The sequence below is a fragment of the Brevundimonas sp. KH_058 genome (genome assembly GCF_057838505.1).
The window spans coordinates 1,901,478-1,916,286 of sequence record NZ_CM174469.1 but is presented as its reverse complement, the minus strand read 5'-3'; the positions used below and the strand labels follow the sequence as shown (position 1 = coordinate 1,916,286).

Genomic DNA, 14,809 nt, shown 5'->3' with positions numbered 1-14,809 from the left:
ACCTGAACCTCTGCCCTGACTGTCAGGCGAGCGCGTGATCCCCGCGCGTTCGCCTCGCCGTGACGCCTCGTCCTGTTCAGGAGGGGGCGTCTTTGCGCCTGCGGCGGACACGGGCGTCGAGGCCGAGGTGAACCGTCTGCGGGCCGATCTGGTCGCCTATCTGCTGCGCAAGACCCGCGGCGCCGGCGACGCCGAGGACGTGGTTCAGGAGGCCTTCGTGCGCTTCCACCGCGCTGGCCACGACCTGAACAGCGCCGACGCCCGGCCCCTGCTGTTCGTCATCGCGCGCAACATCCAGCTGGACCGATGGAAGTCCGACGGACGCGAGAGCGCCCGACGCAGCGCCCATGACATCCATGACCTGGACAACGGACCGCGCGCGATCGCCAGCGAGACGCCCGACGCCGAGACGGGCCTGATCCGCCGCCAGGACTTGGCCGCCGCCGCCGCCGTGATCCGCGCCCTGCCGCCCAAGACACGCGACGCCTTTCTGCTGCACCGGTTCGAAGCCCTGACCTATCGCCAGATCGCCGGACGGCTGGGCGTATCGGTCAGTATGGTCGAAAAACATATCGCCGAAGCCCTCCGTCAACTGAAGAAATCGCGGGGCGACTGAGGTGTCTCGCATCTGGATCGTTGTGCTTTTTGAGGCGGGCCGCAAAGGCGACCTGCACCGCGCATTGAAGAGGAAATCGCCACGCTGATGCTGGAGCGCCTGAACATCCTGATCGCCGCTGGTCCACGGACGGCCGAGGCGTGGCTGGCTCGTATGGCGAGGCCGGGCGCGGGCGCGCGCGAGCAGGCGGGCTTGATGGCGTGGCTGGAGGCCGACCCCGACCATCTGCGTCAATATGAACAGGCCAAGGCCGACCAGGCCGCGCTGGAACCGCTGCGGGGCGCCTTCGCCGGCGACCTGGCGGCCCTGCGTCGCACCGAGCGGAAGACCGCCGTGACGCGCCGTCCTCTGTTTGCGGGCGGTCTCGCGATGGCGGCCGTCGCCGCAGCGGTGGTGCTGGTCCCGATGTTGAACGGCGCCGAACAGGGTCGGCTTTACGAGGCCGCACCCGGCCGGATCACCGACATCGCCCTGGACGACGGGTCGCGGGTGACGCTGGACGCCGGGTCCGCAATCCGCGTGAAAATGGCAGACGATGCGCGCCGTGCGACGCTGGAGCGGGGCGCGGCCTATTTCGAGGTGGCCCACAACACCGCGCGTCCTTTCCAGGTGGCGGTCGGGGATCGTCGGGTGATCGTGACCGGCACGCGCTTCGTCACCGCCCTGACAGGCGACGGCGCGCAGATTTCGCTGTTGCAGGGGCGGGTCGCGGTGGGGACGCGCGACGTGACGGCCAAGGCTGCGCTGGACGACGCCCTGACGCTGTCGCCGGGCGAGCGCGCGGACTTCCAGCCGGGCAAGCCGGGCATCCGCAAGACCGCCGACGACGTCGAGATGGCGACGGCCTGGCGCAAGCGTCGCCTGGTGTTTCAGGATGCGCCCCTGTCGGCCGTGGTCGCCGCCGTCGCCCGCTACTCGGACCATCCCCTGATCCTGGCCGATCCTGTGCTTGGCCGGACGCGCGTGACGGTGGTCCTGCCGCTTGAAGGTGAGGACGCGCTGGAGGACCGGATGGCGACCCTGCTGCCGATCCGAATCGTGCAGGACCGAGAGGGCCGAAGGCTGATCCGCGCGGAGTGAGGCGACCGTATCGCAGACCTGTCATGGGACTGCGCTAAGGGCTTCACGGAACATCTCCCCGAGGCCCGCTGTTTGAAACCGCCCGCTGCATCGCTGCCCGCCGGCGTGCGACGCAAGCCTCGGCGCGTCGTCTGCGGGTTTGCGGCCGCCGCCGTGATGTCGGCGCTCGCCCAGCCTGCTTTGGCCCAGTCCAAGTCGCGCGTTCAGACCTTCGACATCGCCGGCCAGGGCGCCTCGTCCGCCCTGTTGCGTCTATGCCTTGAGGCGGGGTGCGAACTGGCCTTCGTCCAACGGCCCGGCCGGGACGTGCGCACGCGCGCAGTCAATGGACGAATGAGCTGGCGCGCCGCCCTGGCGCGGATGCTGGAGGGGACCGACCTGCGCTATCGCTTCGTCGGGTCGCGGGGCGTGCGCATCTGGGCCGTCGCCCCGACAGTCCCCCCGGCCGCGCCGCCCCCGGCCGAAACGACCGAACTGGAAGCCGTCGAGGTCGTCGGTCGTCTGTCGGACCGGATCGACGAGGCCTTGCGGCGCAAGCGCGACGCCGACGTCATCTCCGACGGCCTGTCGTCCGAACGGATCGGCGACCTGCCCTCCGCCAATCTGGCCGAGGCCCTGCAGCGTGTGCCGGGCGTGGCCATCGAGCGCGAGGTCGGCGAGGGTCAATTCGTCAGCGTGCGGGGTCTGGGGCCGCTGTTCCAGTCCGTGACCCTGAACGGCGCGCCCGTGGCCTTCAACGAGAATATCCGCAACTCGACCCAGAGCGGACGGCAGTTCCGGTTTCGCGCCCTGTCGGTCGATCTGCTGGCGGGCGCGCGCCTGACCAAGTCCGCGACGGCGGACATGACCGAGGGCGGCATAGGCTCCAACATCGACATCGAAACGGCCGGCGGGCTTGACGGCGATCCTTTCCTGACGCTTCGGCTGGGCGGCGAGGCGACAACGCGCGACGGACGCATCAGCCCCAATCTGTCCGTAGGCGGACGATGGGTCTCATCGAGCGGTTTCGCTGGCCTGGTCGCCGGTCTTTCACAGGAGCAGAGGTCGGTCCGCTACGACCGGTTTCAGGTCATGCGGTATGGCGACATCGTCGTGGACGGCCGCACCCTGGCGGTTCCCAACGACCTGCGCACCACGGTCGAAAGCGAGGATCGACGCCGGCGCAGCGGCTTCGTCGGCGCGGACTGGCAGGTCTCGCCGGACCTTCGTCTGGATCTCGACGCCCTGGTCTCGACCTTCGACAACGCCATCCGCGAGGACCGGCTGGTCTTCGGCCTGGGCGAGCGGTTGACGACGCCAGGCGCGATCCAGCGGGTTCAGGATGGGGTCGTCACGGCCGGGCGGATCGCCGCCGGACGGATCGACAACAACACCGAGTTTTCGGACCAGTCGCACCTGAACATCGCCACCTCGCTGGGGGCCGAACTGAAGCTCGGGAACTGGCGGCTGACCCCGCGCCTCAGCGTCTCCAGCGCCCGTTCCGTGCTCGACACGCCGCTGGAGCGACTGTCGGCCCAGTCGCCGGAAGGCGTCGCCTACGTTTTCGATCTGAAGGGCGCCGCCGACGCGCGGCGGGCAGACCGGCTGACGACCGACTTCGACCTGCTCGATCCCTCGAAACTGGTTCTGGCCCAGTTGAACATCAGGGCGGTCCAATCCCGCGACGAGGACGTGACCGCGGTCCTAGACGCCCGCCGCACCCTGGACCGAACCTGGAGCGGCCTTCGGCTTTCGACCGTTCGGATGGGGGGTCAGTTCAGCACGCGCAGCCGCGATTATCAGCGCCGCGACCGACGCGCGGCCTTGCGCCCCGGCCATGGCGACATCGCCGAACTCTATGACAGCGCCACGCCGGGGGATGTGTTTTCCGACCTGATCGCGGCGCGTCCGGGCCCCTGGATCACGCCGGCGTTCGACCGGCTGCGCGCCGCCTTCGTCCTGCCCGGCGAACGCGACGACGTGGTCTTTCGGCCCGACGACCTGACGCCGACCGGCTCGGACCTCCAGAATTCCTACGGCGTCGAGGAGCGGGTTGCGGCGGCCTATGTCCGGGCGGACTTCGACGGGCGCGGGGGCGGCCTGTCCTATTTCGGCAACGCCGGGCTGCGGCTGGTCGGGACACGCACCTATGTCCAGGGCGCGCGCATGTCTGCCGTCGGCGGCGTGGCGCAGGTCACGCCCCTGAGCCACCACGGCGAGGACGCCATCCTGCTGCCCAGTCTGAACCTGGCCTTCGACATCGCGGACGACGCCGTCGTGCGCCTGGCGGCGTCGCGCACGATCACCCGCCCGTCCCTGGCCGACCTGCGCGCCTCGACGGTGCCTGCCAGCGTCCTGGTCTCGGCCATCTACCAATACGGGCAGGCGGCCGTCGACGACCCCGAACCGGGCGTGATCTTCAGCGGGATCGGCGGCAACCCCGAACTGACGCCCTACGTCTCGACCAATCTGGATCTGTCCTATGAGGTCACCGGCCGCCGGACCAGTTTCAGCCTGGCCCTGTTCCACAAGACGATCCGCGACTTCATCCAGGCGACCTGGGCGACCGAGATCCTGACGTTCGAGACCCAGACCGGTGCGGCGGTCCAGGCGCCGGTCCTGATGTCGCGCCCGCGCAATGTCGGTCACGCCCGGATCGACGGACTGGAGGCCGGCCTGCACCACCGATTGGGCGGCGGACTAGGCGTCTGGGCCAGCGCCACCTGGACCGACAGCCGCCTGGCGGGCGGCGAGCGTCTGACCGGCGTGTCGGACCTGGCCTGGTCGATCAATCCCTACCTGGAACGCGGTCCCTTCGCGCTGAACCTGTCCTGGTCGTGGCGGTCCGCCTTCCGCTCCGAGGCCGACCTGCAGGGCGGCGGCGTATCGGCCTTCATCGTCGGCCCCGCAGGCTATCTGGACGCGCAGGCCACTTACCGGATCGACGCCCGCACCCGCCTGTCCATCGCCGCCACAAACCTGACCGACACCCGCGACCTGGCCTATGAGCGCACGCCCGCCCGCCTGCTCCAGATCGGCTCGGCCGGCCGACAGCTTTCGTTCGGCCTGGAGCTGAACTGGTAGCTGTCGGCGCGGCGTACGACGGGGTCAGTCCGCCTGATCCTCCTCCTTGCGACGCCGCACCGCCGCACCGCCGCACCGCCGCACCGCCTTGGCGGCAAACGTCGGCAGCACGAGCAGGGTCAAGGGCGGACGTCGAGGCGCCCTTCACCTGGCCGGCGTCTGCCTTGCTCTGACGAACGCGCTACTCCCGCTCCTCATCCAGCGGCTGGTGGGTGAAGCCTTTGACGCCGCTCATGGGTTTGGCGTCGCGACCGATTTCGACGTCGCTTTCGGCATAGGCGATCAGCAGGCGCGACAGGTCTTCCAGCGCGCTTTCGTGGATGCGTTCATAGCCGTGGCTGGCGTCGATGCCGAAGGTGACAAGCGCCGTGCGGATGTCGGCGCCCGCCTCCAGCGCAGAGGCCGAGTCCGAACGGTAATAGCGGAACACGTCCTTCTGGTGCGGGATGTCGTGGTCGCGGGCCAGCTGGACCAGTTTGCGCGACAGGTGCCAGTCGAACGGCCCCGTCTGGTCGGCCATGGCGATGGTGACGCCGAACTCGGACGAGTTCTGGCCCGGCGCGGTGGTGCCGTTGTCCACCGTGACCATGGCGGCCACGTCCGGGATCAGCACGGACGAGGCGCCCAACCCGACCTCCTCGGCGATGGTGAACAACCACCAGGTATCGACGGTGGGCGTGCGTTCCTCGCGGATCATGCATTCCAGCGCGGCCAACAGGGTGGCGACGCCCGCCTTGTCGTCCAGATGGCGCGAGACGATGAAGCCGGTGTCGATGAACTCGGGCTGGGGGTCGATGGCGACGATGTCGCCGACGTCCACGCCCAGGGCCAGGGTGTCCTCACGACCATGGGTCACGGCGTCGATGCGCAGTTCGACCTGGGGCCAGTTCACCGGTTGGGTGTCCACCTCCTCGTTGAAGGTGTGGCCAGACGCCTTCAGCGGCAGGATGGTCCCGCGATAGGCGCCGCCTTCGGAAAAGATCGTCGCCCGCGCGCCCTCGGCGAAACGCGAGGACCAGTGACCGACGGCGACCAGTTCCAGCCGACCGTTGGCCTTCACCTGTTTGACCTGGGCGCCCAGGGTATCGACGTGGGCGACGATGGCCCGCGCCGGCTTTGGCGCACGGCCCGGCAGGCGCGCGCGGATGGCGCCGCGTCGGGTCATTTCATAGTCGAGGCCCAGCCGATCCAGCTCGCGGCACAAGAGCCAGACGGCCTCGTCCGTATAGCCGGTCGGGCTGGGCGTGTTCAGCAGGTCCGCCAGGCGGGCCTTCAGGTAGTCGAGGTCTATCGCGGGGCGGGCCAAGGGGCCTCCTTCAGGCTTCGGATCTCGGGAATGTCCGCGCGGCGGCCGGCGCGGACAGGGGAAACAGCAGATCGACGAAACGCTCTGCGGTCGGTTGGGGTTCGTGGTTGGCCAGGCCGGGACGTTCGTTCGCCTCGATGAAGGCGTAGTCAGGCTCGCGCGGCGACTTCACCATCAGGTCGATGCCGGTGACCGGAATGTCGATGGCGCGGGCGGCGGCGATGGCGGCGCGGATCAGGGCGGGATGCACCTCCTCCGTCACATCGTGGATGGTGCCGCCCAGGTGAAGATTGGCCGCCTTGCGCACCAGCACCTCGGCCCCCTCAGGCGCCACGTCTTCGAGACCATAGCCCGCCTCGGCCAGGGTGCGTTCGGTCTCGCCGTCGATGGGGATGGTGGATTCCCCGCCGGTCGCGGCGGCGCGGCGGCGGCTCTGATGTTCGATCAGGGTGCGCAGAGTCGAGCGCCCGTCGCCGATGACGCGCGGCGGACGACGCAGGGCGCAGGCGACGACCTTGTAGTCGATCACCACCAGACGCAGGTCCTCGCCCTGGACCTGTTCCTCGATCAGAACCTCGGAACAGATGCGGCGCGCGCGGGTCAGGGCCGTCTGGACTTCGTTCATCGTCGTCAGGCCCACCGCGACGCCCTGCCCCTGTTCGCCGCGCGCGGGCTTGACCACCAGGGCGCCGAAGCGGGCCAGAGCCGCATCGATGGCCGAGGGGTTTTCGGGGTCGATCCGCTCGGGCACGCGCACCCCGGCCGCCTCGACGATGCGGCGCGTCATCCGCTTGTCGTCGCAGATGCTGAGCGCGACGGCCGAAGTCAGTTCCGACAGACTTTCCCGACACCGCACCGACCGGCCGCCCCAGTTCAGGCGGAACAGTCCGCCCTCGGCGTCGATGATCTCGGTGTGGATGCCGCGCCGACGCGCCTCGTCGACGATGATCCGGGCATAGGGGTTCAGGTCGTGATCGTCGGTCGGGCCGACGAACAGGGCCTCATTGATCGGGTTCTTGCGCTTGACCCCGAAGAAGGAGACGCGGCGAAAACCCAGCTTCTCATACAGGGCGATGGCCTGGTCGTTGTCGTGCATGACCGACAGGTCCATGTGCGCCAGGCCTTGCGTCTTGAAATGCTCGGCCAGACGTCGGACCAGAGCCTCGCCGACGCCGGGCTGGGTCGCCTGGGGATCGACCGCCAGACACCAGAGAGACGAGCCGCACTCGGGATCCTGAAACGCGCGGGCATGGTTGACGCCCGTCACGGTGCCGATGACCACGCCGGTCGCCGTATCCTCGGCGACGAAATAGGTGATGGTCCTGTCGTCGCGATGGGACCAGAAGAAGTCGGGCGGAACCGGCACCATCTTGCGCTTGGCGTAGATGTCGTTGACCGCCTGGGCATCCATTTCCGACGTCAGGCGACGCACGGTGAAGCCCCTGGGCTGGCGGCGGCTGGCGCGATAGGTGGCCAGTTCCAGCCGATAGGTGTGCGACGGATCCAGGAACAGCTCCTGCGGCGCCGAGGCCAGCAGGACGTGCGGATTGCGGACATAGAAGGCGATGTCGCGGCGGTCCGGCCCCTCGGCGCGCAAGGCCTCGACCAGGGGCTCGGCCGTCTCGAAGGTCTGGGCGAACAGCAGCCGCCCCCACCCGCAGTCCAGCACGGCGTCGGGGGTCGGTCCGTCGCCGGACTGCACCGGCGGCTTCAGGCCTTCGTGGCGCAGGCGTTTGAGCCGGTGCGCCTTTGACCGCTCGGGGCGGATGTCAGACGCCATGCTGCTGCATCCACATTTCGAGGACCGCGACCTGCCACAGCTCCGACCCGCGCAGGGGCGTGATGTGCTCGGTCGGATTGGCGAACAGGGTGTCCAGATAGCCCTTGTCGAACAGGCCCCGGTCGCGCGCCGCCTGATTGGTCAGGGCCTCGCGCACCATCTCCAGATAAGGGCCCTGGATGTATTTCAGCGCGGGGACGGGGAAGTAGCCCTTCTTGCGGTCGATCACCTCGGACGGGATCACCAGGCGGGCGGCCTCCTTCAGCACCCCCTTGCCGCCCTGAGACAGCTTGTGCTCGGGCGGGATGCGGCCCGCCAGTTCGACCAGCTCGTGGTCGAGGAAGGGCACGCGCGCCTCCAGACCCCAGGCCATGGTCATATTGTCCACGCGCTTCACCGGGTCGTCGACCAGCATCACCTGGCTGTCCAGGCGCAGGGCCTGGTCGACCGGGGTCGCCGCGCGGCCTTGGGCGAAATGAGCCTCGACCAGGGCGCGGCTGACGTCGGTGTCGGCCATATAGGCGCCGTTCAGCTGGGTCTTCAGCGTGGCGTGGCTGCGGTCGAAGAAGGCCTTGGCGTAGGTCTCGACCGGGTCGGTCGTATCCAGCATCGGCGGGTACCAGTGATAGCCGGCGAAGACCTCATCCGCCCCCTGCCCCGACTGCACCACCTTGATGTGTTTCGAGACTTCCTGACTCAACAGGTAGAAGCCGACATTGTCGTAACTGACCATCGGCTCCGACATGGCGCCGATGGTGCCCGGCAGGGCCTCCATCAGGCGCTGGTGCGGCACGAAGATCTGGTGGTGCTTGGTGCCATAGTGTTTGGCGATCAGGTCGGAATAGACGAACTCGTCGCCCTTCTCGCCATTGGCTTCTTCGAAGCCGACCGAGAAGGTCATCAAATCCTTCTGGCCCAGTTCCGCCAGCAGGCCGACGATCAGGCTGGAATCCACGCCGCCCGACAGCAGGACGCCGACCGGCACGTCCGCGACCATGCGGCGCTTCACCGCCTCGCGCAGACTGTCCAGAACCCGGTCGCGCCAGTCCTCGGCCGTCAGGGATGCGTCCTCGCCATGGCGGGTCATGTCGGGCTGCCAGTAGAGGCGGTCCTTGGCCGTTCCGTCCGCCTCGATCACGCGGATGGTCCCCGGCGGAAACTTCTTCACGCCCTTCAGGATTGTGTGCGGCGGCGGCACCACGGCGTGGAAGGTCATGTAGTGGTGCAGGCCGACCGGATCGATGGTCTTGTCCACATCGCCCGCCGCCAGCAGGGCCGGCAGGGTCGAGGCGAAGCGCAGGCGCTTGCCCTGTTCGGCCAGATACAGCGGCTTGATGCCGAACCGGTCGCGGGCGATCACGGTGCGGCCGGTGTCGCGTTCATGCAGGACGAAGGCGAACATGCCCTTGAACCGCTCGACGCAGGCCTCGCCCCAGACCTTCCAGGCCTTGATGATGACCTCGGTGTCGCCGTGCGAAAAGAAGCGGAAGCCCATCCCCTGCAGTTCTTCGCGCAGCTCGGGATAGTTGTAGATGCAGCCGTTGAACGCCAAGGTCACGCCCAGGTCGGCGTCCACCATCGGCTGCTGCGCCTTTTCCGACAGGTCGATGATCTTCAGGCGGCGGTGACCCAGCCCCACCGGGCCGCGCATCACGATGCCGGACCCGTCCGGTCCACGGGGCGAGAGCGCATCGGTCATGCGTTGAACGGCGCCGGCGTCGGCCGGTCGTCCGTCGAAATTGATCTCGCCGCTAAGACCGCACATGGGCCCTCCTTGAATTGTGGAAGCAGCGCGTACAAATGGTTCGGACACGAAAGAGTTCAACCGAATGAGCGATATTTCCCTTCAGCCGTTTCCCGATGTAGCGGCTGATCCCACGGCGTCCCTGGTTCGATCGGTCCGGCGCATCGCCCAGGCCATCGACGTCCGGTCACGAGAGATCGCCCGCCTGACGGGTCTGACTCTGCCGCAACTGCTGGTGCTGCAATCCATCCGCGCCCTGGGAGAGGTCAGCACCAGCGCCATCTCGCGCGATGTCTCCATGTCGCCGCCAACGGTGGTCGCCGTGCTGGACAAGCTGGAGGCCAAGGGCATGGCCGTCCGCTATCGCTCCACCATCGACCGCCGCGTGGTTCATGTGCGGCTGACGGATGCAGGACGACAGGCGCTGAGCACCTCGCCCGGCCTGCTCGGCGACGGCTTCATCTCCGGCCTGGCCCGCCTGTCGCTGGACGACCAGGCCGCCATGGCGATGGCCGTGGATCGCCTGGCGACGATGATGCAGGTGCGGACATCGCCGGCTTCGGGGCAAGGCGGCGTGGATGACGGACCTGCCTCGCCGCACGATCAGGCTTGAAGCCCTCCCGTGCCTCTTAACCCCTCGGAGCGATGCGCCACACCGTGTTGGACAGGTCGTCGGCGACCAGCAGAACGCGCTTGTTCGGGTCGAACGCCACGCCGACCGGGCGGCCGCGCGCCTCGCCGTTCTTCAGGAAGCCGATGGCGAAATCGACTGGCGGGCCGGCGGGGCGGCCACCGTTGAAGGGCACCCAGGCGACCTTGTAGCCGGACGGGTCCTGGCGGTTCCAGCTGCCGTGCATGCCGATGAAGGCGCCGTTCGAGAACGCGCCGCCAAAGCCGCCATTGCGGGCGAAGTCGATACCCAACGCCGCCACGTGCGAACCCAGGGCGTAGTCAGGCGCGATGGCCCTGGCGACCATCTCCGGGTTCTGCGGCATCACGCGCGGATCGCGGTTCTGGCCCCAATAGCTGTAGGGCCAGCCGTAGAAGGCGCCGTCCTTCACCTGGGTCAGGTAGTCCGGCACCAGTTGCGGACCCAGCTCGTCACGCTCGTTGACCACCGACCACAACAGGCTGGTCGTCGGCTCGATCGCCAGGGCGGTCGGGTTGCGGATGCCGGTGGCGAGGGTGCGGCGCGCGCCGGTCGCGCGGTCGATTTCCCAGACCACGGCGCGCTCTTCCTCCACGGCCATGCCGCGTTCGCCGATGTTGGAGTTGGAGCCGATGCCGACATAGAGCTTGGTCCCGTCGGCGCTCACGGTCAGGGACTTGGTCCAGTGGTGGTTGATCCGCGAGGGCAACGCGGTGACCCGCTGGGCCGGCGTCGCGATGCCGGTCTGGCCCGGCTGGAAGGCGAAGCGAACCAGCGCCCCCTGTTCGGCGACGTAGAGGAAGCCGTCCACATAGGCCATGCCGTAGGGTGCATCCAGGTTCTCGACCAGAACGGTGCGCAGTTCTGGCACGCCGTCGTTATTGGCGTCGCGCAGCAGGGTGATGCGGTTGCCGCCGGCGATCTTGGTGTTGCCCTGTTTCTTGATAACGCCGGCGATCACGTCCTTGGGCCGCATGGCCGGAGCGTGGCCGCCGCGCCCCTCGGCGATCAGGACGTCGCCGTTGGGCAGGACCAGCATCTGGCGCGGGATTTTGAGGTCGGTGGCGAAGGCGCTGACGGTGAAGCCGGCAGGCACGATCGGCGTCTCGCCGTTCCAGCCGGCAGGCGGGCTGATCTTCATCGCCGGAACCAGGGTCTCGTTGACCTGGGGCAGGTCGGGCGTGGCGCCGGTCTGGTTCAGCTTGGGATCGCTGGCGTTCCCGCACGAGGCGACGGTCAGGGCCATGGCGAGGGTTGCGGCGCTGGCGGCGAGAAGGTTCTTGTTCATCGGACGCTTTCCCGCGCGGCATAGGCGGTCCAGCCGGCGACCAGAACCAGGATTGTGCAGAGGATGGACAGGATCAGGCCAAAGGCGCCGACCGAGCTCCAGGCGTCCTGGCTGTGTTTAAAGGCGTTCACCAGGCCCAGCACCCAGGCCAGGGCCAGGGCGACGACATGGATCAGCGCGCGACGCGACCGGCCGAAAATGAAATCGAGGATAGAAAAGACGCCCGCCAACCCGCCGAACACCAGAGCGCCGGTGATCAACCAGGCCGAGAAGTTGGTCCACTGAACCTCGGCCGTCTTCAGATAGGCGATGTCGGTGAACAGGGCGAAGGTGAACAGGGCGATCGGAAACGCCAGAAACAGGCCGTGCAGCGGTCGGACGACCGCGCCTGATAGTCCGTGGGTGCTCATGCCGGCCCTCTCCCTGAAGTCAGGCTTGGCTAACCGTCTGATCGCGAAATGGTTCAAACGCCTGAGATATCGGCGCTGCGTCGTTGCGCGTGACCGTGGCTGAAGCAGCACGAGAAGCATCAAGGATACCGACGCCTCGCCAATGAACGCCCAGGTCAACATCGCCAGCCGCGTCTAAACGGTTAGACGCCTCACCATTAGCGGCATGATTTTATTGACGAGATTAGTAGGGGTGGCGACCCCGGAGGGACTCCAACCCCCGACCTCGGCTTTAGGAAAGCCTTGCTCTATGCAGCTGAGCTACGGGGCCACGGGGGTGACCTAGCGTCTTGGGGGGATTTGAAAAAGGGGGTGCGGCCGCCGGCGATGAAAAAGTCTGGTGCGGGTGGTCGCGGCGGGTTGGAACGGGCTTGTGGTTAAGGCCCCTTAACCTACCACATGTCGCGGTGAACAAAGGACGAATGGGGCGGTGTCGGCGATTCGGTCCTGATTCGTTTCACGCTTGTTCCGCAGGATCGGGATAGGCTGTTAACCGGCGGGCGGAACGTGGGCGGTCAGGGCGCGCAGGCCTTCCAGCAGGCGGTCGGAATCGGCGGTGGCCCGGCCCTGATCGGCCAGGGTCAGGCGCAGGACGCGGACGTGGATCTCGACCGAGGGCCAGGACCAGACGCCGGCGGCGCGCATCCGGTCGGCGATCTCGCACAGGCTGAAGGCGGCTTCGAAAAAGGCGGGGACGTCCAGATAGCCGGCCATATCGACCATGGCGGAGGCGAAGGCGTAGATCTGGGTCGGGGCGTCGTCGGGACGGCTGGCGCACAGGGCGTCGATGGCGTCGATATTGGTCGTCAGCAGATCGAAGACATGATCGCGCTGACCCTCCAGCGCCTGATTGGCGCGGGACTCGGCCTCGACGATCAGCCGTCCGCCGGGGCGGGCCATCTGACGCTGGAGCGAGGTGTGGACCTTGCGGATGGTGGGCTTGGTCGGTGCGTCCGTCACAGGCTGACCTTCATCGGTTTCATCAGCATGTCGATGTCGTCCTGATCCATATTCTCTTCGACGGCGGCGCCCAATTCACCGGACAGGTCGCTCTCGCGACGGCCGTCGGCGCCGGCAGGCGGGCCATAGTTGCGCACCCGGCGGTCGGGTCCGACGTAGTGTTCGGCCTCGACGAAATCGCGATCCTCGGCGCCCAGCCAGATGATGCGTTTGAGCAGCAGCGACGGCGACAGGGGCTTGGCGACCATGAAGCTGGCGCCGCAGTCGCGTCCCTGATGAACCTTGGCCTGGGAGGCATGGCCCAGGATCATGATGACGGGCACATATCGGGCCGGCGTCGGTGCGTCGCGGCGGAGCCAGCGCACGAACTCATAGCCGTCCATGTCGGGCATGATGCAGTCGATCAAGATCAGATCGACTGCGCGGCGGGCCAGGAGTTCCGTCGCGGCCTGGGCCGACGGGCACTTGATCTGTTCCTTGCAGCCGAAGCCCTGAACGATGGAACCCAGCATATCCAGCGACGTGGGCTGATCGTCGATCAGCAGGACCGTGGTGTGCGCCAGATTGACCCGATCGCCCTTGGCCATGACATCAAAACAGCATCAGGTCGCCGGCGTCGGCGGTGGAGGCCGGGCGATGTTCGCCGGCGGCGGGCCGCAGGCGGCCGGCCATGTCGGCCAGCGACAGTCGGCTGACGGCCTCGGACGGACTGGCGCCGCCGCCCAGCATGCGCAGGACGCCGGACAGGGCCTCCAGCCGCTGGGTCAGGGCGTCGAGCGCCTGGGCCTGGGTCAGGGCGTTGGGGCGTTCCTCGGGCGGGGCGCGGCGGACCAGGTCGCTGACCAGGGCCTCGATCCCGTCGATGCCTTCGCGCACCAGCATCAGCTCGTCGGCGACGGCGGCCAGCAGATCGGCATGTTCGGGAGGCGCGCTCATGATCAGAACAGTTCCAGCGCGCCGGTATCGACCGGCGGAGCCATGACCGGGACGGGCTTGGGCGCGACGACATCGGTCACGGCGCGTTGCAGGGCGCGACCGGAGACGGGCCAGTAATGCAGACGGCGTCCGCCATCGCCACGCAGGCTGCCGCCCACGACCGGAATGCCTTCGTCGCGCAGAAACTTCTCGGCGAAGTCGGCGTTGCTGCGGCCCACGTCGCGCAGACTGTCGAACATGCGGCCGCCGCCGAACAGCTTGGCCTCCATGCGCTCGCGGCGACCGCCGGCCTTGAGCATGTCGTTGATCAGCAGCTCCATCGCATAGGCGCCGTAGCGACGCCCGGCGTCGGTCCCCGCCCCCGAGCCTTCCGGCAGCAGGAAGTGGTTCATGCCGCCGACGCCCGCCAGCGGATCGCGCAGGCACATGGCGACGCAGGATCCCAGGATGGTGCTGAGCACGACGTTGGGATCAGACGTGATGTGGTGCTCGCCCTGACCGACGTGAACGCGCTTTTCCACGCTGTCCTTCAGAGCGGCGAAACTCATGTCAGGGGACCGAAGACGGCTTCCAGCTTGCCTTTGAGCTGAGCGACCGTGAACGGCTTGACCAGGTAGTTGTTGACGCCGAACTGCACCGCGCGCTGGACCAGTTCGCGGTCGGCCCGGCCGGTCAGCATGATGAAGGCGGTCTTGGACGTGGGCGGGTGGGCGCGCACGGCGCGCAGCAGACCCAGCCCGTCCAGGTTCGGCATGTTGTAGTCCGAGATGATCAGGTGCGCGGGCTTGGAGATGATGTCGCGCAGCGCGATCTCGCCGTCGGCAGCCTCGCGGATCTCGCGAACGCCGAGTTGTTGCAGACTGGTGCGGACCAGCGAGCGCATCGTCATCTGATCGTCGACGACCAGACAGTGGAGAGAGGCGGCGGCGGGCATGATT

General features: G+C 68.0%; 14 protein-coding genes and 1 tRNA gene. 4 read left to right on the top strand and 11 right to left on the bottom strand.

The features are described 5' to 3' along the window. Positions 1-34 precede the first annotated feature (34 nt). From AC3ISA_RS09125 to AC3ISA_RS09115, 3 genes are all read left to right on the top strand, one after another. Positions 35-616 (top strand): RNA polymerase sigma factor, encoded by a 582-nt coding sequence (locus tag AC3ISA_RS09125; RefSeq protein WP_489177632.1) that lies wholly within the window; start codon positions 35-37, stop codon positions 614-616. A gap of 87 nt (positions 617-703) precedes the next feature. Then, on the top strand, positions 704-1,696 hold the full coding sequence (locus tag AC3ISA_RS09120; protein ID WP_489177631.1) for a FecR family protein: 993 nt from the start codon (positions 704-706) through the stop codon (positions 1,694-1,696). Between the two features lie 105 nt (positions 1,697-1,801). Beyond that, the gene (locus tag AC3ISA_RS09115) at positions 1,802-4,759 is read left to right on the top strand and encodes a TonB-dependent receptor (RefSeq protein WP_489177630.1); all 2,958 of its coding nucleotides are present in this window, start codon (positions 1,802-1,804) and stop codon (positions 4,757-4,759) included. 181 nt (positions 4,760-4,940) lie between these two features. Here the strand turns inward: AC3ISA_RS09115 and AC3ISA_RS09110 are convergent, their stop codons facing one another. Genes AC3ISA_RS09110 through AC3ISA_RS09100 form a run of 3 tightly spaced genes read right to left on the bottom strand, consistent with a single transcriptional unit; the run spans position 4,941 to position 9,610 of the window. After that, positions 4,941-6,065, bottom strand: a complete 1,125-nt coding sequence (locus tag AC3ISA_RS09110; RefSeq protein WP_489177629.1) for an osmoprotectant NAGGN system M42 family peptidase — start codon at positions 6,063-6,065, stop codon at positions 4,941-4,943. A 10-nt stretch (positions 6,066-6,075) separates the two neighbouring features. Then, on the bottom strand, positions 6,076-7,845 hold the full coding sequence (gene ngg, locus AC3ISA_RS09105; protein ID WP_489177628.1) for an N-acetylglutaminylglutamine synthetase: 1,770 nt from the start codon (positions 7,843-7,845) through the stop codon (positions 6,076-6,078). Continuing rightward, positions 7,835-9,610, bottom strand: a complete 1,776-nt coding sequence (locus AC3ISA_RS09100) for an N-acetylglutaminylglutamine amidotransferase (RefSeq protein WP_489177627.1) — start codon at positions 9,608-9,610, stop codon at positions 7,835-7,837. Before AC3ISA_RS09100 ends, ngg begins: the two co-directional genes overlap by 11 nt. Positions 9,611-9,674: 64 nt before the next feature. On the opposite strand from AC3ISA_RS09100, the gene AC3ISA_RS09095 reads away from it, so the two are divergent. Then, on the top strand, positions 9,675-10,202 hold the full coding sequence (locus tag AC3ISA_RS09095) for a MarR family winged helix-turn-helix transcriptional regulator (RefSeq protein ID WP_489177626.1): 528 nt from the start codon (positions 9,675-9,677) through the stop codon (positions 10,200-10,202). 16 nt (positions 10,203-10,218) lie between these two features. On the opposite strand, the gene AC3ISA_RS09090 is transcribed toward AC3ISA_RS09095, so the two are convergent. The 8 genes from AC3ISA_RS09090 to AC3ISA_RS09055 all read right to left on the bottom strand — a co-directional run bounded on the left by AC3ISA_RS09090 (position 10,219) and on the right by AC3ISA_RS09055 (position 14,805). Next, entirely contained in the window at positions 10,219-11,484 is a 1,266-nt protein-coding gene (locus tag AC3ISA_RS09090) for a PQQ-dependent sugar dehydrogenase (RefSeq protein WP_489180087.1), read from the bottom strand. Positions 11,485-11,522: 38 nt separating this feature from the next. Beyond that, positions 11,523-11,936: a DUF2231 domain-containing protein gene (locus AC3ISA_RS09085; protein ID WP_489177625.1), complete on the bottom strand. Its 414-nt coding sequence runs from the start codon at positions 11,934-11,936 to the stop codon at positions 11,523-11,525. A 233-nt stretch (positions 11,937-12,169) separates the two neighbouring features. Beyond that, positions 12,170-12,246 (bottom strand) — tRNA-Arg (locus AC3ISA_RS09080). A 218-nt stretch (positions 12,247-12,464) separates the two neighbouring features. Then, positions 12,465-12,935 (bottom strand): hypothetical protein, encoded by a 471-nt coding sequence (locus AC3ISA_RS09075; RefSeq protein WP_489177624.1) that lies wholly within the window; start codon positions 12,933-12,935, stop codon positions 12,465-12,467. Continuing rightward, a complete protein-coding gene (locus AC3ISA_RS09070) occupies positions 12,932-13,522 on the bottom strand; it encodes a response regulator (protein WP_489177623.1) in 591 nt (196 codons plus the stop codon). The genes AC3ISA_RS09075 and AC3ISA_RS09070 overlap by 4 nt, the downstream gene beginning before the upstream one ends. A 4-nt stretch (positions 13,523-13,526) precedes the next feature. Further along, on the bottom strand, positions 13,527-13,871 hold the full coding sequence (locus AC3ISA_RS09065) for a DUF8776 family protein (protein ID WP_135194676.1): 345 nt from the start codon (positions 13,869-13,871) through the stop codon (positions 13,527-13,529). A 2-nt stretch (positions 13,872-13,873) separates the two neighbouring features. Beyond that, positions 13,874-14,419, bottom strand: coding sequence for a chemotaxis protein CheD (locus AC3ISA_RS09060; protein ID WP_372691277.1), 546 nt, complete (start codon positions 14,417-14,419; stop codon positions 13,874-13,876). After that, a complete protein-coding gene (locus tag AC3ISA_RS09055; RefSeq protein ID WP_008262387.1) occupies positions 14,416-14,805 on the bottom strand; it encodes a response regulator in 390 nt (129 codons plus the stop codon). The genes AC3ISA_RS09060 and AC3ISA_RS09055 overlap by 4 nt, the downstream gene beginning before the upstream one ends. Positions 14,806-14,809: the final 4 nt, after the last annotated feature.